The sequence below is a fragment of the Flavobacterium sp. genome, from assembly GCF_044339515.1.
In the GTDB taxonomy this organism is placed as follows: domain Bacteria; phylum Bacteroidota; class Bacteroidia; order Flavobacteriales; family Flavobacteriaceae; genus Flavobacterium.
The window spans coordinates 1-20,672 of the sequence record NZ_JBIIVK010000042.1; the positions used below are offsets into that span (position 1 = coordinate 1).

Sequence of the window (20,672 nt, forward strand, 5' to 3'; positions counted from 1 at the left end):
TTTCGGTGGTCAATTTCAACCGGAAAGTGGTGGTCAATTTGACCCGAAATTAGGTGGTCATTTTGAATCGGAATCGATGGTCAATTTGCTCCGGAATTAGGTGGTCAATTTGACCGTTTTTTCCAGTAAACAATAGCAATGTTAAATACGAACTTGAAATTTATTCCCACATGAAAGCCAAAAGAACGGGAGCTTCTAACTTAAATTTTGGATTTAAGAAGGAAATTTTTCGGTTAGACCAAATCAAACTAAACGAATTAATCAACATTAGTTCAAATGTTAGCGGGGCAACAATTTTTGGAACCGGTAACTGCTCACTTTTCTTTAAAGTGACAAAATCCTAATATAATTGATACATGAAAACATTAATGATATGGCTCGTAAGTCTCTTTCTGCTGTCATTCACCTGCGAGGGTGACAAAAAAGAAAACAATTCTTCTATGGAAAAAGAACTTAATCAAGTCATAGAGGAGAATGTACTAATCGCAGAAGATTTCAAAGGAAAACTTGACGAATTGTTAACCCTTGAAATGGCGGCCGAAACAAGTGGTTATCCCGCTTCGGAAGCCAAAAAAAGTCCGGATTCTGAAATTGAAAAAAAGTATAACAAAATCTCCATTTCTTACTCTTGGGATAAAACAAATCGAACCCAACAAATTGAAGTAATGGGAAGAAAAATGGATGTTCCGGTAAATGATGAGGTAACGTTGAGTTGGGTAGAAAACATCACTTTATAGGGCTTCAAAAAGAAGTACCACAATCTTACCGAAGCCGAAATCGAAGCTTCCAATCAAGGCATCGACGAAAAAACCGCAGAAATGAATTCAGAAGGTAAAGCCACCCAAGAACAAACCGACATGGCCAAGTCAATAGCCAAAAATGCCATGAAAAATTTTAGTGTAGAAGAAGTGTCCAATGTGGGCGATTATGCTGTTTTTGTGAATCAAAAATTTGCCGGAGTTCCCACGCGAGAGTTAAAAGTTTTCTACAAAGGTTTGTCTTTTTCACTTTTAGTTAACCTGTCAGAGGACGCATCCTATAACGATAAAAAAGCCATCGCTTTAGCACAAAAAATTATTAACGAAAAACTAAATTAAAACATGAAAACAATTAAATTATCAATACTACTTTTAGTAGTTTCTATTTCAACTTCTTTTGCCCAATCATTACCACAATTGGTAAAATACGATTTCAAATTCGATTGGTTTGCAGCACACACGGTCAATCAAAATATAAATGTTGGTACTGAAAGTGTACACGGAATTGGTTGGTGTCGTTTGTTTGTGAAAAATAAAACGACAGGAAACGAAGATCAAATTCAACCCACCGGATTCAAATATATTGGGAACTACGGACGAGTTTTTGAAGTGCCAAGAAACAGTGGAATGAAAGTGAGCAACGGAAACATCAAATCATTAATGAATACTAAAGTTCGCTTTCAATTTGAACCGGCAAAATACGGTTATAAAACATTGAAAGAACTTGAGGACAATGCTTACTTCAAAATTGTGTATGAATTAAAAGTATATAAACCGGTGAATGATGAAATTGTAGGCAAACAAGAAGCAATTGTGTTTTTAAAAGATGCTAAAGTTCCTCCTGTTACTTTGGAACAGGTGAAAAGAACAAATAACATTCCTACTCGACCCGGCTATATGCGATTTAATAAAGCAAAATATAACCTTGGAATTGTTTACAGTATTGTTCCGGTGAATTAAGTAGAAATGAGATACCTTATTTTTTTCCTTTTACTAGGATTAACAACGCAAGCTCAAATTAAGTTTTGGAATACCGATCCTGCCTCTACTATGCCAAAATTTGAAGTAGTTTGGAATGAAAAAACGACTATTTTTAGTAAAGTTGGTGGAGATGTGAAGCCATTGTATGTGTTCAACAAAACAGCTCAACAAACTTTCAATGGCGATGGAAGAACCAAATATCAAATGACTGTAACAAGTACTGATAATGTGGCAAAACGAACTTTTCAAATAAGTTATACACACCATCGTCAAACCAATAATTATTTAGGCTATATCAAAGCAACCTACGTGTATCATGATAAACGACCTACGAAGGTGTTTGAAGAATATTTTGAAACAGTTAAAAACCCATAAAATAGCAACAATGAAAAAACGAATACTTACAGCAATTATATGCTGTTTTACCTCAATTTCTTTTGCACAATTAGTGCAAGGCGAACTAAAAATAAAAGAACAATCTAAATTGGAGTTAACCGTTCAAAGCAATAAAGCCGTTAACTTATATGCCGATTTTAGAGAAAATAAATACCCAATTCAATTTGCGTTTACAGGAAATTCTATTCCTGTAAACAGCGACAAAAAAGCGGTAGTGCAATTTGTGTTTACCACTATTGTAAAGAAGGATGGAAAAGTGGTAGGCACCACCAAACGAAATCCTATTCCGTTTTTCCCGGGCGATATGTTCATGCCGGTGGAAACATTTGATTTTATCTCGATTCTTTCCAATTTACAATCCATTTCAGAAGATAGAATTTCTGAAATCCCTAAAGGGAATTATGAAATTTATTTAGAAGCAAAACCTGTTGGCGTGAAAGGTGAAATTGCCTCTGCAAGGTTGTATTTAAAAATTTAAATCCGTTAAATCCGCTTACTTTTTTTAAGTGGATTTTTTTTGATGTTTACTTTTTGGAAGATGTGACACTAATGAGAAATTAAAATAGGATTATCATGAAAAAAATTACATCTTTCTTAGTATTTTTAAGTACGCTACAAAATTTTGGGCAAGTAGAAGTGGTTGAAAACTTTCCGATTTACGGTTCAAAAATGGTGAATAGTAAAATTGTTTTTGCACGGAATTCTCCTGAGTTTGGCAACGAATTATGGGTTTCAAATGGTACAGCAGGAAATGCTCAATTACTGAAAGATATTATTGTAGGGTCGCAAAGTAGTAATCCCGAAATAGGCACCGTAATTGGGAATAAGGTCTATTTTGTAGCCAATCAACACCAAATTTGGCAAACGGATGGTACCACAAACGGTACATTTTTAATGGTCAATAATAATCAAATTACAAATCCTTCAGAATTTGTAGAGGTAGGCCAATTCATATTTTTTAAATCGGGAGGAAATTTATGGAAAATGTTAGGTACACCAAACAGTGAATCATTGGTAAACAATACTCCTGATATTTTTTTTACCGCTATTTCAGGAATAACAAAGTTGAATGATAGTGAAGTGTTATTCAATGCTAGACGAAATAGTAATAATACATGGGGAATATGGAGGTCAAACGGAGTGGTTACACAGTTTGTTATCGATATAAACACAGGTACGGGTTCGTTAGAAATTGCACAAATGCGTTTACCCAAGAACATCGACGGAACCATCTATTTTGATGGATATTCAATTGAAACGGGTGGAGAATTATGGAAAACAAACGGTTCGGCAACCGGAACAGAATTAATTCTTGACATCTATGGTGTTAATGACAACCCATTTACAAGTTTTTCAGGGCCTCGTTATTTCACGGCGGTGAACGAAATGATTTTCTTTTCTGCCAGAAATGCTCTCAATGGAATTGAGTTATGGAAAACAAACGGAACTACAGCAGGAACTATAATGGTAAAAAGCATCACAGCTGGTAATAATACGAATGGAGGACCGTTCAGTCTAACGGCAGTAGACGATTTACTTTACTTTGTTCAAAGTGACACTGAAAATTCTGGAAGTGCACAAATCTGGAAGTCTGATGGCTCAGAAACCGGGACAACGAAAGTAACTAATTTAACCGGCAGTTATTTAAATGTTTATGATTTGTTTGAAAGTAACGGCAACATTTATTTTAATTATTTTCAACCTTCAACCGGACAAGAGTTATGGAAATTGAATGCAGTAAATGATACTTATTCACTAATTGCAGACATTGCTCCGGGAACAATAAGCTCTGAACCAAGCGGTTTTTTTGAAATGAAAGGTTATATTTATTTTAATGCAACGGATAACGGTTTTTTAGGAGGAACAAAATTCTACAGAATAGCTGATCAATCTTTGTCAACTGTTGATGTAAATAAAAAAGTAACATCTATTTATCCTAATCCAACCCATGGAATTATCACTATTCAAATAGAAGATTCCAACAATTTTGAAGTTGAACTATATGATGTATATGGAAAAAAAATAGCACACTTTTCAAATCAAAAAAAGATTGACATTTCAAACCTTACTAATGGAATGTACGTGCTTAAAATCGTGGATTCTGAAAACAACTTGATAAGTAACAATAAAATTATAAAAAAGTAAAATACAATCATTTTTCATCTACTTTCAAATTTGGAAATTTAGTTAGTAGTTATCCCCTTTCGTTTAGTGGTTTGCGGAAGGGGATTTTTTCAAAATCACCTTATTGAATTCCAATATTTATTTCTTTAAAAATTTATATTCTCTAGCTATATTTAACAACATTTGAGTAGTGTTTGCATTTAGTTTTTGCATTAAATTTTTTCGATGTGTTTCTATCGTATACGAACTTAGGCACAACTGTTTTGCTATCTGCGGACCATTCATTCCTTTATCTAAAAGAGTAAGAATTTCTTGTTCTCTTCTTGTAAGAACAATCGATGTGGGATTAACTTGGTTTGGAGTTTTGTAATGCTCTAACAATTTTGCATTGGCTGCGTGACTAACAAATACTTTATCTTCCAAAACCATATCAATAGCATTCAACAATTCTTTTCGCTCCATATCTTTGAGCAAATAACCATTTGCACCCTTAGAAAGAGCTTGCGAAATAATGGCAAAATCATTAATAGAAGTTAGAATAAGAATTTTAGATTCAGTGGATAAGGCTTTGATTTTTTCACATAATTCTAAACCGTCAATGTCCGGTAAATTGATGTCCAATAAAATAATATCGGGAACACTATGCTTAAGAAAAGCTATTGCTTCACTACCTGTTTTAGCAACGCCAATAACACTTACATTCGACTCCGATTTAAGCATCGTCGAAACACCGTCTGCAACTAAGGGATGATCATCAATTATAAATACGGTTATCATGATAGGATAATTCTCATCATAAAAGTACTAATTTTTTATAATATCACTCTGTATTAGCTAATAAAAATTCCATCATAACGGTCGTTCCCAGTGAAACCTCCGAATCGATTGATAATTTTCCTTTTAAATAGTGAACTCTTTCTTTTACTGATGTAAGTCCCATTCCTTTGGAGATGGCTTGTTCAGAAAATCCTTTGCCGTTGTCTTCCACGGTTATATTTAGCCTATTTCCCTCTTTGATAAACTGTATGATTGCTTCGGTTGCATCAGAATGTTTGAGGATGTTATTTAACAATTCCTGAACAATTCGATAAAGCATAATTTCAAATGGGGAAGATAGCCTTTCGGTTAAACCAAAATGTTGAAACGTGACTTTTAGTTGCTTTGAACTGCTAATGTTTACGGCTAGTTCTTCAATAGAATGGAGAAGTCCTAATTTTATTAAAACTTCCGGCATCATATTGTGTGCAATTCGGCGAACTTCCGTTGAGGCATTACCAACTATACCGATACATTTTTCCAGCAACGCAACATGTTCCTCATCTTTTACTTGATGTTCAAGTGTGCTTAAATGCATTTTGATGGTAGAAAAAGTGCCACCCAAACTATCATGCAAATCTTTTGCAATTCGGGTTCGTTCTGTTTCTTGTCCGTTAATCATAGCTTGAAGCGAAATGACCTGTTGTTGTTGTTCTAACGATTGTTTTTCTTTTTCTGCAATGATTCTTTTTTGATGATTTGAATAATATAAAAATCCGAAAATAATAAGCAATCCGGACGTAATAAATCCAATTAAAAGTAAAATTCTATTTTGCTTTGTTACAGTAAGTTCATGTTCTGCATTGGTCAATTTTAATTCGGTAATTTCTTTTTCTTTTTTTCCCGCTTGAAACTTTGCTTCCAAAAAGTGAAGTTCTTTAATTCTTTCGGTGGAATTTAAACTGTCTTTCAATTCAAATGCAGTTTGACTGTAGTCAAAAGCATTTTTGAAATCGTTATTTTCGGCATAAATGGATGCGATAGAATTTGCATTTTTAAACGCATAATCAATAGAGCCATCCTTTAAACAAGCATCATAAGATTGTTTAAAATAGTCGAGAGCTTGCATAGTATTTCCTGAAGATTGATAAGCTCGTGCTATTTTGTTCAAAGCAATGGCAATATGGCCATCACTTTTTAGCAAATTGGAATGGTGAAGATATTTTTGATAATAAGTAATTGCCTCACTGTAATTTTTGTCTTTCATGGCAAATTCACCATGAAGTTTAGAAGATTGCAAGTACGCTACGTTTTTGTCATACGCAGTAAAGGTTGTGTTTTCTTTATTAAAAGCATCAAGTTCAGCTAATTGTTCTCTTGCTTCTTCATCTTTGCCAAGAGCGGTCAACGATTGACAATAAGTGTAATAAAAATCAATCACATCCTCGTTCGCCATGTGTGGTAAAAAATCGCTTGTCTTTTTTAAATAGTCAATTGCTTTGTCATGCTGATCCAAATGTCGGTAATCATCTGCTATCCAAGAAAGTAAGTTGCCCATGTCTTTTTTATTGCAATGACCGTTTTCAGCAATTTGCAACGCTTTTAATCGTACGGAAAGACCTTCGGCAAAATCACCCTGATAGCTATAAACATAACCAATACTATTTAGTGCTTTTACTTTTACTTCTGTTTTTTGATTAGGATTTACTATTTTCTTACTTGCATCCAAAGCTTTTTCTGCGGCTTTTATTGCATCTTCCCAATTACTATTTAAAAAATGTTGGTTCGATTCAAGCAAATAGGAAGTTGCATATTCAAAATATAAATTATGATCAGATGCTTTTTTTCGAATGCTTTCAACCATAGGTAAAACTTGACTATCCGGCAATCTGTTTTCAATTTGAAAGGTTGCAGAATCAATGGCTGTAGCAAGTTCTTTTTGAGCAGAAGTTTGCCCAAACACTATTCCAGAAGGCAAAAAAATGATAAAAAATAGACTAAAAAAAGCTTTCAAATAATCAATCATTGCTTTTGGTTTAAATGATAAAACGAATCCAGAAAGATAAAACCCTTAAATAGAAATTCCAATACCTGAATTCAGGTATTTTTTTAGGCGAAAAATACAAAGATTCAGGGGTAGGAAATAAGCGTAGCTATTCCCAATTTTACAGTGTTAAAAATTTGATAAACATTGAGTTATGAAAAAGAGTGCCGTTTTAGTTTTAGTGTGGGTGGAAAATACTCAAATTGACAAGTAATGCCGTCACCGTCTAATGTTTAGTTTGACATTTGTTCAACAATTGATAATTAAACAACTAGTAAACAGCGTTTTGAAACGATCATAAAAAAACAGAAGAGAATAAAAACTTAAACTAAAAAAAATGAAAAAAATTACAGTTTTACTAATGATTTTAGGTGCATTCTGCGGGAGAGCCGAAAGCACAGAAATAAATTTGAAAACCTTCAATTGGAATGCAAATAATTATAGCAATTTCATTGAATTGAGTTTTAGTACTATCAATAATCCGTCTGTCACCTCCTTTTCTCCAACCTCTGGATTAATTGGAACAACGGTTACGATTTCAGGAAATAATTTCAGCACGGTTGTATCTGAAAACCTAGTAGAATTTAACGGAATTACAGCCGAAGTTACTGCTGCATCAGAAAATAATCTCACTGTCTTAGTGCCTGAAAATGCGTCTACAGGTGCAATTCATATAACTGTAAACAACGTAACGGTCATAAGTTCAAGTGTTTTTACCGTTTTAACAGAATCAAACTGCAATGGAATTTCTAAAAACTACGCAAACAATTGGTATTTTGGAAATCAAGCCGCTATAAAATTTGAAAATAATGTGCCGGCAGCACTTACAAATAGTGCCATGAGCCAGGTGGAAGGTGTTGCAACAATAAGTGATGCCAACGGAAATCTTTTGTTCTACACCAACGGGATAACCATCTATAATCGAAATCATCAAATAATGGTTAACGGAACAGGATTAACGTCACACAGTAGTAATACTCAAGCCGCTTTTATTGTGCCTTTTCCCGAAAACCCAAATAAATATTATGTCATAACCCCAGATCCTTATTATTACAGCATTGTGGATATGACATTAGATAATGGAAACGGAGCCGTTCAAACCGATGCAAAAAATATACTGATTTCGCAAGAAAGATCAGAAAAAGTGGCAGGATTATTAGCATCAAATCAAACGGATATTTGGTTGATAACGTACGGAGCCAGTCAAATGCGTTTTAATGTGTATAAAATTACACCGGACGGAATTACAACTTCTCCAGTGGTTTCACAATTTGCCACAGCTTCGGGATATTATGGTTATATGAAAATTTCTCCTGATGGAACCAAAATTGCAATGGCAAATTTTAATGACACATTCCATCTTTACGATTTTAATGCAGCTACCGGAATAGTGAGTAATCAAAGAATAATGAATATCAACGTAGGCGGATTTGGTAGCTATGGTATTGAATTTAGTCCTAACAATAATCTAGTGTATGTAGCCGATCACCGTGGCCAAAATAGGGTTTATCAATATGATATAACATTGGCAACACCAGCATTAATTGCCGCTTCAGTTGTGCCTCTTGCAACAAATGCACAAGCTCTTGGAGGCATTCAGTTGGGGCCTGACAATAAAATTTACGTTGCTCGTGAAAACGCAGGTTTTTTAGGGGTTATCAATAATCCAAATGTTGTTGGATCCGATTGTAATTATGTTGCAGACGGTGTTAGTTTATCAGGAAAAACGTCAAATCTTGGTCTTCCCGGTTTTGTAGCTTCTTCATTGGTTCAAAACCAACCGTATATTTCTTCTTTTTCACCAACAAGCGGAGAAGTAGGAGATACAGTCATTATTTCGGGAACGGATTTTAGCACACTTGTTACTAATAATAGCGTGACTTTCAATGGTGTTCAAGCAACCGTTGTTGAAGCAACAAGCACTATGCTTACAGTAATTGTTCCAACCGATGCAACGACCGGAGAAATTAGCATCGAATCAGGCTGTAACATCGTTTCCACAACGGATGATTTTACTATTTCTAATCTGAGTACAAATGATTTTGATGAAAATACAGTAAAAATTGCTCCCAATCCAACAACCGGAATTGTATCAATCCTTAACTCAGAAAACAAAATCATTGATAAAATTGAAGTAGTAGACGTGTTAGGGAAAATTGTTTATGAAAAATATCAAAACACTACGCAAATCGACATCAGTAGCGTATCAAAAGGAATGTACATTATTAACCTTTACACAGAAGGAAATAAAATTCACAAAAGAATAATCAAAAATTAAAAAATATAAAAAATAAGCATTAAAATAAAATTGGAAATTAGTTTTAGTGGTTGATCCCCTTCTGGCGAGTGGTTTGCGGAAGGGGATCTTTTTTTAGCCGGTATCCTCAAATTGGCAAATTGACACATTGCCACATTGACAATTTGCCAAACTATTGTACTTTTACACTCAAATTTATAAAAAATGGCTTCAGGATTTTTTGCACTTTTAGATGATATTGCGTTATTGATGGATGATGTAGCAACCATGAGTAAAATGGCTACCAAAAAAACAGCCGGAATTTTAGGGGATGATTTAGCGGTGAATGCCGAAAAAGCTTCCGGATTCGTATCCTCGCGAGAATTACCCGTTTTGTGGGCAATTACCAAAGGATCTGCACTCAATAAAGTCATTATTTTACCCATTGCCTTTTTACTATCCTATTTTTTGCCTTGGCTAATTACGATAATTTTAATTTTAGGAGGATTGTATTTGGCGTATGAAGGTGCAGAAAAAATTTATGAATATTTTTTTCCACATGCTCCCACAAAAAAAGTAGAAGCGTTCAAAGAATTATCAGAAGCAGAAATTTTAGCCCTGGAAAAAGGTAAAATTAAATCAGCCATCGTAACCGATTTTATTCTCTCTGTTGAAATCATTATCATCGCCATGGGAACTGTTGTTGGTCAGGATTTTTGGATGCAAGTCATGGTCGTAAGTGTCGTTGCGTTTATTGCAACCGTTGGCGTTTACGGCATTGTAGCCTTAATTGTTCGAATGGATGAAGCTGGGTATAAACTGATTCAGTGGAGTGACGGACGAAATAAAATACTTCAATCGGTAGGAACGCTTTTAGTAAAAGCATTACCACGCGTTATTCAAGTTTTAGCAGTCGTAGGAACACTAGCCTTACTGTTAGTTTCCGGAGGAATATTTTCGCATCAATTGCCTGCTTTACATCACGCTGTAGATTTCATGCCAAGCATGTTGCTTGAATTTTTATTGGGATTAATCGTGGGTTTATTTTGTGTTTTTGTAGTGAATATTTTTAAGAAAATTGTAAAGAAAAAAACGGTTACGGAGTAATTTTTACAAAGCCTTCACTACATTTTTTTCACCACATACGTCACGATTCCCCAAATAATCAATTGGTTTTCTTCCGTGATTTTGATGGGGTCAAACAGTTTGTTTTCGGGCATTAAGAACACCTCTTCTTTAGTTATTTTAATGCGTTTCACCGTAAATTCACCATCTAATAAACAAACGGCTACTTTATTGTTTTTAGGTTCTAAACTACGGTCAATTACCATAATGTCGCCATCGTCAATGCCGGCCCCAATCATCGATGTGCCGGAAGCTTTGGCATAAAATGTAGTCTCTCTATTTTTGACTAAAACGGCATCCAAACTAATTTTAGTTTCATCAAAATCCGCCGCTGGCGAAGGAAAACCGGCCTTAATTCCCGCCGTAATAAACGGAAGTTCAATTGGATTATCTAAATCCGGTGTAAAAAAGGTAAGTTTCGTTTTTGTCATATTTTTTTAACCACAATGAGCACTAAGAAGGCACAAAGTTCGCAAAATAATGGTTTAATGACAATTTACTTTAAAAATATCGCGAATATCCGTCGTATATTTTGGTGAAAGCAAATTCTGTTTCATTTTCCAAGTGCGTTGCAAATCCTGATTACCTAACCGAATTTTTCGTTCGCCGGTTTTTTTGTGAAAAGCATCCATCACTTCCATGATCTTTTGGTGCTTCGGATTTTCTTCTTCAAACAAGTGAAATTGCTTCTGGTCTTGCAGAATAATTTGCGTGACAATTACACCCGCTTTTTTATAAATTTCGCCCTCTTCAAAGATTTCTTTCAGCATTTTAACCGCCAATGCACTTATGGTTATACTGGAATTACTCGCAAAAGGCAACGTTTCCATCTTATAAAAATTATACTTCGGTTTATCAACTTTGTATTTGTCTTTTCGTAAATATAAAATGACACCATAACAACAGGAATTTTGTTTACGAAGCTTCTCCGCACAAACGGTGGCAAAGGTAGAAACCCGTTCTTTCATTTCATCAAACGTAGTGATGTTGCCATCGAAACTTCTTGTGATGGCGATGTTCTTTCGGTCTTTGGGTTCCTCGAGTTCTAAAACAGATTGACCCAATAACTCCAATCGCAAGCGGTTACCTACTACACCCATTTCTTTTTTTATAAAAACCTCGTTGTGTGGTAAAGTAAAATCATAGGCGGTATGAATATTTTGTGTCTTCATTTTTTTAGTTAACCGAAAACCGATGCCCCAAACGTCTTCAATTTTGGTCCATTTTAATCCTTTGATGCGTTTTTCTTCGGTGTCGATGACATAACTTCCCAAGGTTTGTGTTGGAAATTTCCGAGCAATTTTGTTGGCCACTTTTGCTAAAGCTTTAGTAGGAGCAAAGCCAACAGAAACGGGGATGCTTAACCATTTCAATGTTCGCTTTTTCATTTCCAAACCGTATTGCTGATAATCCGGAATAATCATACCGTCAAAGTTTAGAAAAGCCTCGTCGATACTATAAACTTCAATATTGGGAGTGAATTGTCCTAAGATAGCCATCACCCGACTACTCAAATCGCCATATAACGCATAATTGGAAGAAAAAACGGTGATGTTTTTTTGTTTGAGTTCGTCGCGTACTTTAAATTCCGGTGCTCCCATCGGGATGCCTAATGCTTTGGCTTCGTCGCTGCGAGAGATAATGCAACCGTCGTTGTTAGAGAGAATAACAATGGGTTTTCCATTCAGTTGAGGTTGGAAAACACGTTCGCACGAAGCATAAAAATTGTTACAATCGACTAAAGCATACATCTTGTAAAGTTAGTGGATTATTGTTTTTTTTGGAAGCGAACGAATGTTAATGTTGAAAAGAAAATAGAATATAGAGAATAGAAAATAGACGGTCAGCTTTTAACCGATAACAGACAACTTACAGCACTTTTTCATACGCTCGTCTCGGACTTCCTCTAAAATGCACAAGGCCACAAAACACAAAACCTGATTTTTCAAAGATGTTCATCATGGCAAAATTGTCGTGATTGGTGTCTGCTTTCAAGCTGTAGATGTTGTTGTTTCTAGCAAATTCTGCGATAAAATCAATCATTTTTTTTGACAAGTTTTGACCGATGTAGTCTTGAGCAATCGCCACACGATGGAAAACAACAAAATCGTTATTGGTTAACCATTCGCCTTGCAAGTTTTCATATTCCGGTTCGTCATTGATTAAAACGGCAGCATAACCCACAATAATTTCGCCATCGGTTAGCACATAACCAATTCCTTTTTCAATATCTTGTTGAATAATTTCCGGGTTGGGATAACCGTCTTGCCATTGGTTGCTTCCGTCGGCTTTTCGTCGGAGGATGGCGTTTTGTAGGATGGTCCAGATTTGTGGAGCATCGGTGGTGGTGGCTTTTCGGAAGTGGTAGTTCATGGCAGGTTTTGTTCTGTTTACATTTCGAGGCTCTCCGAAGAGGTGGATTTAGAAGCACAAATTTACAAAGAAATAAAAAAACTCAACTGCCCTACTTTTAGCAAACCATTGCCGGAGGTGCTTTTATATGTCTATAGCTTTTATATGTACTTTAGAAATCTGTACTTTCTTAATGCCTCTACATTTCATCGTTTCTTGGTTGAAAATCACTAAATTAGAACCAGTATTGTGAAGTGAACTTCTGAATTTAATTCCTTGAACGTTTGTGAAAGTTTTTATGAATTCACAAATAAACTGAGTTGGGATATAATCTAATTCAGAATCATACCTTCTCATCGGTTTAGATAAATCTCTACTTATTAACTGTTTTAATAATGTAGATTTAATTTTCTTGTTAACTCCATTAGGATGATATAAAGTAGGGATTTCTGTGAAATCAGAAATTATAATTTCATTTTGATATGCTTCATTTTTTGTAAAAAGAGCGACTGATATTTCATCTAAATATGATGCTCTAACTTCATATAAAATAGTCTCTTCATTATCACTTAAATATAAATAAGGTATACCGATTGGATTTGCACGTCCAGCCGAAGCATATTTTGCTGGTGGCGAAGACATTTTATCAATTGGATAAATATCTTCTTGTGAGTTTTGATGTAATCTTGCTCTGTAGAAAGTTTCATCATTTTTTATAATGGTTTTACTTTCGAAAAAACTATCCCAACCCAAATCGTCTGTCAAAGTTTCAATGTTAGTGAAGTACCTTCTTTCCCATTTTAATTGCTCTTTTAAGAAAGACCAATAGTTAATATTTTCAATAATTTCACTACTGAAATCGACTAACTCTTCTGAATTATTGATAATTGATTCTGTTTTATTAAGAGCCTCATTTAGAATTTTATGACCACAACCTAAGTTGCTAAATAAATTCCAATTCCCTTGAATTAGAGAAATTAAGCTTTTTCCGTCTGCTTTTACTTGGAAGTTGTCAAACAATTCTTTGAAGAAGTCTAGAAGTTCTATTAATTCAATAGTTTCAACAGTTTCACTTTTACAACAATCACAATTTCCTATTTTCCCTTGAGAAACAATTAGGCCAATTATCTCTTTATCAGAAAAGCAATTTTTACACACCAACTCCATAATGCTAATTTAGAAAGTCACTTATTATTAGTAAATGATTTTTGATAGAAATCTTTTTAACAGTTCCTAAACCAGGATACCTGCCTTCATCCAAGTATATTTTTAGCTCATTTGTAGCAGAATTTAATAAAGGTAAACTGTTACAAAAATCTAACGCTTTTTCGGCTGCTTGTGCAAATTTACCTTGTACGTTAGCAATAGAGTCGACATCTTTAGATGTAAAGTGCCTTATCCAAATTTGATTTTCTAATTCTTTGTTTAAATAAGTAAGGTGTATAACAACAGCTCTTGGTGTGCTGCCTCCATCTACAAATTCACTTGGTAATGCAGTAAAGTCGGCAAAAGCTTGATATCCATCTTGAGTATAATACAAATGTTCTTCTGTAAATTTATGAGCTTGAATATTTAGAAAGTCGGCATTTTTTTGTTGTTTTTCGAAAACATCATCTAATCTTATGTAAAACTTACCTAGACTTTTTATGTTTCTGTCTAAGCTTCTATACTTGTGTGGTTCTAAAAGCATAACTTTACTAACATTTTCATTTGAACATAGTGTCTTTAAACTTTCTTCGTCTGAAAAATTATCAAGACAAATTATTAAGCAATCTTTTAGGTTGTATTTTTCAATATTTGATGTGATGTAATCTGCATTGTCTGAATAATGGAATGCTGGTAAAAATTTTTGATTATCTAAATCAGAGATATACGCAAGAAAGAATTCCGTATCTCCAGCCATTTCTCCCTTAAATGGATTTACAATTAAATAAGCGTAGAAGTCTTTTTCTTGAAAAACTTTATGTGCTAAATTAAGATTATTAAAGCTTTCTTTTACTGGTTCTAAAACTGGTGTTATATTTTGTAATTTATTCTCAATTACTAGTTCTCTCAAACTAATTAATTCAAATTGTCTTGCTCTTAGGTAGGGAAAATACATAATCTAAATAGTATTTGTTTTTAAACTATTAATTAGGTTATCTCTTTCCTGTTTTTTTAAATTCAGTGAAAGACATATCTGATTGAATTCATTGTTTACTTTGTTAAAAAACTGATTATTTATATTTCTTTTTTTTATTGTAGAAAGAAATAAATTATTCAAATCATTTTGCGGAATTTTTGATATGAGCTCTTTACAGATATCAAATTGGTTAAAAGCATTCATTTCTGGGAGTTGTCCAAAATATGCTTTAGAAATTTCCAAGTATTCTTTTGTATGAAGAACTTCCATTAAGGTGTTTGAATCGATATTGTTTATTCTTTTAGCTTTCTGAATAAGTTCAAATTCTTTCGAACAAGAATCAAAAGAAATTATACCAACGGAATTATCATAACTTGAATATTTTGACAATAACACTTTAGGAACAATGATGTAAACTTCGTTGAAAATTTTCTTATATTCATTTATTTGATTTGATAATCTATATTCTTTATCTAAAATAGTTTTAATCTCAAATACCTTAGAAACGCCATTGAACATAGCTAAGTCAGCAATAGCTTTACCAATTCTGAATTCATTAAATATGACTGAATTATTTGTGCCTAATTCCTTTTTTAGCCATTTGTTTAAAAACTCATTTTTTAAAACATATTCATTAGGATATTTTTTCTCAAGAATATGGTATGTATTTCGAAGGAATTTCAGGTATGAGTTTCCTTTATTTTGTTCAATAAGATTATACCTTTCAAGTTTGATATCAATGGAATCAAAATCACCTTTTAGCCAACGATTTACTTCACTTCTTGAAAAAAGTGTTGAAAAATCCCGTAATTGGTTTGAAGTGAATATCATCTTTTTTTGTGTAAAGTTAACAAAAATATTTGCCGTTTTCAATATAGTTTTGCTTGTTAGAATTACCAATAGCCAGCAAATAAGTTACAAAGTTAGCACAATTTTCTATTGAAGCACAGACTGCGTGAGTGATTGAGCCATTGTTTGAGCTCTTTTTGTGGAAGACCAACGGGATGGAACAAAAAAGCGAGTGGCGAAAGCACGACCCTTGGGGCACGCCCAAAAAAAGATTTTTATAATTATTTCAATTTTTAAAATCCGTGTTCTTGCAAATAAAAAAACGTCCCGATTGCTCGAGACGTTTGTCATTTCATTCGGTAATCTAAATAATTGTATATTATTCGATCACAGCTACTTGAGCTGCTACTTTACCTTTTCTACCTTCTTCTTCTTCGTAAGAAACACGGTCACCTTCTCTTAGCTCTTCAGCTTTGATTCCGGTTGCATGAACGAAGATGTCTTTTCCGGTTTCTTCATCGGTGATGAATCCATAACCTTTAGACTCATTGAAAAATTTAACTGTACCTGTACGCATTGTGATAATAAAAAAAATTAATAATGTCCAAAGGTAAACTATAATTAAATACGAATGTTAAAACAATGTTACTTTTTTGTGAAAATTATTGATTTTCAGTATTTTCAGTGTTTTTTTTATCGAATTTAAACATATAGTCTTCTAATTTCTTGTTTTTATAGCGATGCCATAAAAAAACGGGCATGAGCACTAATGCACTGATTAATACACCAATACCAACCCATTTATTTCCTTCTTCACCAACGGTGTTTTTAACATAATAACCATAGGCGATAAATGCCAAAACGATAAAAAGCAAGATGCGAATGACGTATTTCATGGTTTTATTGGTTATAAAATTATGTGTTTTTATTTCAGGTTTCAAAAAAAGTTTAACCGCAAATTCGCAAATTATTTTCGCTTTAAAATTTTTAATTAGCGAATTTGCAGTTATTTTTTTCCTTTTTGAGATTGTTGTGTTCTGCAAAGCCAAATCCGATGGACTTTCGACAATACTAATTATTTTAAGTCTAATTTGATGTGTAATTCGTTTAATTGTGCTTCGTCAATAGCAGAAGGAGCATCAATCATGACATCGCGGCCGCTGTTGTTTTTTGGGAACGCAATGAAATCACGAATCGTTTCTTGTCCGCCTAAAATCGCCACTAAACGATCTAATCCGAAAGCTAAACCTCCATGTGGCGGTGCTCCGAATAGGAAGGCATTCATTAAAAATCCGAATTGATTTTCGGCTTGTTCAGGAGAAAATCCTAACAACGAGAACATTCTGCTTTGTAAATCACGGTCATGAATACGAATGGAACCACCACCGATTTCGTTTCCGTTTAATACCATATCGTAGGCATTGGCACGTACTTTTCCGGGTTCGGTTTCAATGAGTTGCATATCTTCCGGTTTTGGCGAAGTGAACGGATGATGCATGGCGTGGTAACGTTGCGACTCTTCGTCCCATTCCAACAACGGAAAATCGACTACCCAAAGTGGAGCAAATTCGTCCGGTTTTCGCAAGCCTAAACGAGTGGCTACTTCCATACGAAGAGCTGATAATTGTGTTCGGGTTTTATCAGCTTTTCCGGAAAGAATTAGAATTAAATCACCTGGTTTAGCGTTGGTGATTTCGGCCCATTTTTTTAAATCGGCTTCGTCATAAAATTTATCTACGGATGATTTTAAACTTCCGTCCAATTCATATTTTACATAAACCATTCCGGTTGCTCCGATTTGCGGACGTTTGATCCAATCAATCAACGCATCAATTTCTTTTCTGGAATAGGATGCACAGCCGGGAACGGCAATTCCTACTACCAATTCGGCAGTATTAAATACCGTAAAATCTTTGTGTTGAGCCACGGCGTTTAACTCACCAAATTTCATCTCAAAACGAATATCCGGTTTGTCGTTTCCGTAGGTTTTCATAGCGTAATCGTAGGTAATTCTTGGGAATTTATCTACTTCAACACCTTTAATTTCTTTTAGTAAATGACGCGTTAATCCTTCAAATACATTCAGAATATCTTCTTGTTCCACGAAGGCCATTTCGCAATCAATTTGAGTGAATTCCGGTTGACGGTCGGCACGCAAATCTTCGTCTCTAAAACATTTTACGATTTGGAAATATTTATCCATTCCGCCCACCATCAACAATTGTTTGAAGGTTTGTGGCGATTGTGGTAACGCATAAAATTGTCCTTCGTTCATGCGACTTGGTACTACGAAATCACGAGCTCCTTCGGGAGTTGATTTAATTAAATAAGGTGTTTCGATTTCGCAAAAACCTTGTTTAGACAAATAATTGCGAACTTCCATCGAAACCTTATGACGGAAAATCAGTGAATTTTTCACCGGATTTCTTCGGATATCCAAATAACGGTATTTCATGCGGATATCTTCGCCACCATCGGTTTCGTCTTCGATGGTAAAAGGTGGAAGTTGAGCAGCATTCAATATCGTTAATTCAGAAACTAAGATTTCAATATCGCCGGTAGGAATGTTTTTGTTTTTAGCTTCCCGTTCAATTACTGTTCCTTTTACTTGGATAACGAATTCTCTCCCGAGTGATTTTGACACTTCAAAAACGGATTTTTCAGTTCGGCTTTCATCAAATATTAATTGTGTGATGCCGTAACGATCCCGTAAATCGACCCAATTCATAAATCCTTTATCACGTGATTTTTGTACCCATCCGGCTAAGGTTACTTCTTTGTTAATGTGCGAACTATTTAATTCCCCGCAAGTATGACTTCTGTACATGTTAATTCGAAATTTTTTGAGTTGCAAAAGTAGTATTTTGTTTGAAGAATAAAGGTTTTTTTTCGACTAAATAGAGTATTTAATACATCTAATAATTTATAAATGTTCAAGGTTTTAATGATAATTGTTTTCATAATTGTTGTTATATTTAACAAGAGTCAATTTTTGAACATAACTCTTCATTTGTTTTAATGTGGAATTCGTGGTTTTTTTGTGAACACTTTATAATAAAATCTTAAAATGATCGCTTTTAGTATAAATCGTATTAATTTTATAAAAAGTTTAAATTTAAAAACATGAAAAAAATCTTTTTTATTGCAGTAGTATTGTTTGCTCAGTTCACTTTTGCACAGGAGCAGGAAACGGTTTCAACCGACGAAAAAAAATGTGTATTGCCCAAGATGGATTTATACATTGGCGTGGGCGGTGTTTTTTACAATGATTTTACTTTGAACCAAAAAATTAAAGCCTCAGGAATGCCGGAAATTCGGGAAACTATGCCGGAGTTAATGATTGGGTTTAATTCGTTATGGGAGAAATACTCTTTTGATATGGATCTTTCTTCGAGTTATTCTTCCAAGAAAAACAGCACAACGGAAAATAAATTAGCTAGCGGAACTTTACGCCTTCGCGGACATTATAATTTTGTAAATAAATCCAGAATTTTATTATCCGGTGGATTAAATGTAGCTTATACGCACAATGACTTCAATCTGTATTCCAGAAATAACGACATAAACTTAAATGATTTGAACCCCGAAAATAATTCCGGTCACGTCAGTTTAAAAAATGATATTTTTTATGCCGGACCATCATTGGCATTCAATTTAAAACGTAAAGAAAAATTGAGCATTCGGTTAAATGTGGGCTATGAATTTGCATTCACTAACGGAAAATGGAAATCCGATTATGCCAATGTATCTAATACCGTGAAAGAAAACGGACAAAACCGATTGATGGTTGGTGTGGTGTTCTTTTAATACCTGACAAAATTTCAGCAAAAAGAATTCAAATAAATTTGGCTTACAATTTGCTATATATTTGTAACTTTATCTTTTAAAAAGAACAAAAATGATAGGATATTATATTTTAATTGGTGCAATTGCTTTAGTAAGTTGGTTAGTAAGTAATCAGCTAAAGAAAAAATTTGAATTTTATTCAAAAGTGCAATTGCGAAACGGAATGAGCGGAGCTGAAATTGCACAAAGAATGTTGGATGACCACGGAATTCATGACGTAAAAGTCATCTCAACTCCAGGTCGTTTAACCGATCACTACAACCCAACTGACAAAACAGTAAATTTAAGTGAAGCCGTTTACAACCAACGAAACGCTGCTGCTGCAGCCGTTGCCGCTCACGAAGTGGGTCACGCCGTGCAGCATGCAACCGCCTATGAATGGTTGACGATGCGTTCTAAATTAGTACCGGTTGTTAACGTTTCTTCGGGAATGTCACAATGGTTAGTGATCGGAGGTTTAATTTTGGGTGCCGCATCCGGTAGTGCAATCGGATTTTATGTAGCTGTAGCCGGTTTAGTAATGATGGCTTTAGCAACTACTTTCAGTTTTATTACTCTGCCGGTTGAGTACGATGCCAGTAACAGAGCATTAGCTTGGTTAAAGAAAGCAAATATGGTTGGTCAACAAGAATATGAAGGAGCACAAGATGCTTTAAAATGGGCCGCTAGAACTTATTTGGTTGCCGCAATTGGAGCATTAGCATCCTTATTATATTGGGCTCTCCAAGTTTTTGGTTCAAGAGATTAATTAAAAAAAATATACACAACAAAATCCGTTACACTCGTAGCGGATTTTTTTTGAGCGAGTGGCTCGGGCTTTTTCAGGAAACCATTTTCCCGCTTTCCGTTGCAATCTCGCCTAAAAAGGCGAGGATTTCCACTTCAATCGGGGCTAGAAAGGATTCCATTTTGAGATACCATTTCAAATGGAATTCTCTTTTAATAGCACACGGATTTTAAGGATTTAATAGATTCCCGCTGGTTTTGATAGCTTCGCTATAAAAGATTAAAAGGATTTTATACTTGCAAATTTAGAAGCCGCTTCAACATCTCGTCTCCCCCCTCTCCTTTGGAGAGGGGTCGGGGGTGAGGTTTCCAAAACTTCGTGCCGTCCTTACTTCGTGGCAAAAACCCGCAACCCGC

At 34.6% G+C, this 20,672-nt stretch carries 22 protein-coding genes; 11 read left to right on the forward strand and 11 right to left on the reverse strand.

From position 1 onward, the window contains the following. Positions 1–170: 170 nt before the first annotated feature. The 7 genes from ACIQ0M_RS11385 to ACIQ0M_RS11415 all read left to right on the forward strand — a co-directional run bounded on the left by ACIQ0M_RS11385 (position 171) and on the right by ACIQ0M_RS11415 (position 4,280). Positions 171–344, forward strand: a complete 174-nt coding sequence (locus ACIQ0M_RS11385; RefSeq protein WP_396152324.1) for a hypothetical protein — start codon at positions 171–173, stop codon at positions 342–344. Between the two features lie 96 nt (positions 345–440). Next, on the forward strand, positions 441–737 hold the full coding sequence (locus ACIQ0M_RS11390; protein WP_396152326.1) for a hypothetical protein: 297 nt from the start codon (positions 441–443) through the stop codon (positions 735–737). An 81-nt stretch (positions 738–818) separates the two neighbouring features. Next, complete coding sequence (locus tag ACIQ0M_RS11395) at positions 819–1,097, forward strand: hypothetical protein (protein ID WP_396152329.1); 279 nt, start codon at positions 819–821, stop codon at positions 1,095–1,097. A 3-nt stretch (positions 1,098–1,100) separates the two neighbouring features. Then, positions 1,101–1,718 carry a hypothetical protein gene (locus ACIQ0M_RS11400; protein ID WP_396152331.1) on the forward strand — a complete coding sequence of 206 codons (618 nt, stop codon included), beginning with the start codon at positions 1,101–1,103 and terminating at the stop codon, positions 1,716–1,718. Positions 1,719–1,724: 6 nt separating this feature from the next. Continuing rightward, positions 1,725–2,114: a hypothetical protein gene (locus ACIQ0M_RS11405; RefSeq protein ID WP_396152333.1), complete on the forward strand. Its 390-nt coding sequence runs from the start codon at positions 1,725–1,727 to the stop codon at positions 2,112–2,114. 10 nt (positions 2,115–2,124) lie between these two features. Then, positions 2,125–2,613, forward strand: coding sequence for a hypothetical protein (locus ACIQ0M_RS11410; RefSeq protein ID WP_396152335.1), 489 nt, complete (start codon positions 2,125–2,127; stop codon positions 2,611–2,613). A 95-nt stretch (positions 2,614–2,708) separates the two neighbouring features. Then, a complete protein-coding gene (locus ACIQ0M_RS11415) occupies positions 2,709–4,280 on the forward strand; it encodes a T9SS type A sorting domain-containing protein (protein ID WP_396152337.1) in 1,572 nt (523 codons plus the stop codon). A 117-nt stretch (positions 4,281–4,397) separates the two neighbouring features. Here ACIQ0M_RS11415 and ACIQ0M_RS11420 read toward each other — a convergent pair whose 3' ends face one another. Together ACIQ0M_RS11420 and ACIQ0M_RS11425 are read right to left on the reverse strand one after the other, a co-directional pair. Continuing rightward, the gene (locus tag ACIQ0M_RS11420) at positions 4,398–5,036 is read right to left on the reverse strand and encodes a response regulator (RefSeq protein ID WP_396152339.1); all 639 of its coding nucleotides are present in this window, start codon (positions 5,034–5,036) and stop codon (positions 4,398–4,400) included. A gap of 43 nt (positions 5,037–5,079) precedes the next feature. Next, positions 5,080–7,041, reverse strand: coding sequence for a tetratricopeptide repeat protein (locus ACIQ0M_RS11425; protein ID WP_396152341.1), 1,962 nt, complete (start codon positions 7,039–7,041; stop codon positions 5,080–5,082). Positions 7,042–7,396: 355 nt separating this feature from the next. Between ACIQ0M_RS11425 and ACIQ0M_RS11430 the strand changes: the two genes are divergently transcribed. Together ACIQ0M_RS11430 and ACIQ0M_RS11435 are read left to right on the forward strand one after the other, a co-directional pair. Beyond that, the gene (locus ACIQ0M_RS11430) at positions 7,397–9,337 is read left to right on the forward strand and encodes an IPT/TIG domain-containing protein (protein WP_396152345.1); all 1,941 of its coding nucleotides are present in this window, start codon (positions 7,397–7,399) and stop codon (positions 9,335–9,337) included. A gap of 183 nt (positions 9,338–9,520) precedes the next feature. Then, on the forward strand, positions 9,521–10,402 hold the full coding sequence (locus ACIQ0M_RS11435; RefSeq protein ID WP_396152348.1) for a DUF808 domain-containing protein: 882 nt from the start codon (positions 9,521–9,523) through the stop codon (positions 10,400–10,402). A 17-nt stretch (positions 10,403–10,419) separates the two neighbouring features. On the opposite strand, the gene ACIQ0M_RS11440 is transcribed toward ACIQ0M_RS11435, so the two are convergent. From ACIQ0M_RS11440 to aspS, 9 genes are all read right to left on the reverse strand, one after another. Next, positions 10,420–10,851 carry a LexA family protein gene (locus ACIQ0M_RS11440; RefSeq protein ID WP_396152349.1) on the reverse strand — a complete coding sequence of 144 codons (432 nt, stop codon included), beginning with the start codon at positions 10,849–10,851 and terminating at the stop codon, positions 10,420–10,422. A 54-nt stretch (positions 10,852–10,905) separates the two neighbouring features. Continuing rightward, the gene (locus ACIQ0M_RS11445) at positions 10,906–12,171 is read right to left on the reverse strand and encodes a Y-family DNA polymerase (RefSeq protein WP_396152351.1); all 1,266 of its coding nucleotides are present in this window, start codon (positions 12,169–12,171) and stop codon (positions 10,906–10,908) included. Positions 12,172–12,289: 118 nt separating this feature from the next. Next, on the reverse strand, positions 12,290–12,793 hold the full coding sequence (locus tag ACIQ0M_RS11450; protein ID WP_396152353.1) for a GNAT family N-acetyltransferase: 504 nt from the start codon (positions 12,791–12,793) through the stop codon (positions 12,290–12,292). Positions 12,794–12,916: 123 nt separating this feature from the next. After that, on the reverse strand, positions 12,917–13,939 hold the full coding sequence (locus ACIQ0M_RS11455; RefSeq protein WP_396152355.1) for an RES family NAD+ phosphorylase: 1,023 nt from the start codon (positions 13,937–13,939) through the stop codon (positions 12,917–12,919). A 4-nt stretch (positions 13,940–13,943) separates the two neighbouring features. Then, positions 13,944–14,873, reverse strand: coding sequence for a sce7725 family protein (locus ACIQ0M_RS11460; protein WP_396152357.1), 930 nt, complete (start codon positions 14,871–14,873; stop codon positions 13,944–13,946). A 3-nt stretch (positions 14,874–14,876) separates the two neighbouring features. After that, positions 14,877–15,767 carry a sce7726 family protein gene (locus ACIQ0M_RS11465; RefSeq protein ID WP_396152359.1) on the reverse strand — a complete coding sequence of 297 codons (891 nt, stop codon included), beginning with the start codon at positions 15,765–15,767 and terminating at the stop codon, positions 14,877–14,879. Positions 15,768–16,062: 295 nt separating this feature from the next. Continuing rightward, positions 16,063–16,260: a cold-shock protein gene (locus ACIQ0M_RS11470; RefSeq protein WP_129462785.1), complete on the reverse strand. Its 198-nt coding sequence runs from the start codon at positions 16,258–16,260 to the stop codon at positions 16,063–16,065. 85 nt (positions 16,261–16,345) lie between these two features. Continuing rightward, positions 16,346–16,579, reverse strand: a complete 234-nt coding sequence (locus ACIQ0M_RS11475) for a hypothetical protein (RefSeq protein ID WP_396152361.1) — start codon at positions 16,577–16,579, stop codon at positions 16,346–16,348. A gap of 179 nt (positions 16,580–16,758) precedes the next feature. After that, positions 16,759–18,510, reverse strand: a complete 1,752-nt coding sequence (gene aspS / locus ACIQ0M_RS11480; protein ID WP_396152363.1) for an aspartate--tRNA ligase — start codon at positions 18,508–18,510, stop codon at positions 16,759–16,761. 296 nt (positions 18,511–18,806) lie between these two features. Between aspS and ACIQ0M_RS11485 the strand changes: the two genes are divergently transcribed. Beyond that, complete coding sequence (locus tag ACIQ0M_RS11485; RefSeq protein WP_396152365.1) at positions 18,807–19,490, forward strand: hypothetical protein; 684 nt, start codon at positions 18,807–18,809, stop codon at positions 19,488–19,490. A 91-nt stretch (positions 19,491–19,581) separates the two neighbouring features. Next, positions 19,582–20,277 (forward strand): zinc metallopeptidase, encoded by a 696-nt coding sequence (locus tag ACIQ0M_RS11490; RefSeq protein WP_396152367.1) that lies wholly within the window; start codon positions 19,582–19,584, stop codon positions 20,275–20,277. Positions 20,278–20,672: the final 395 nt, after the last annotated feature.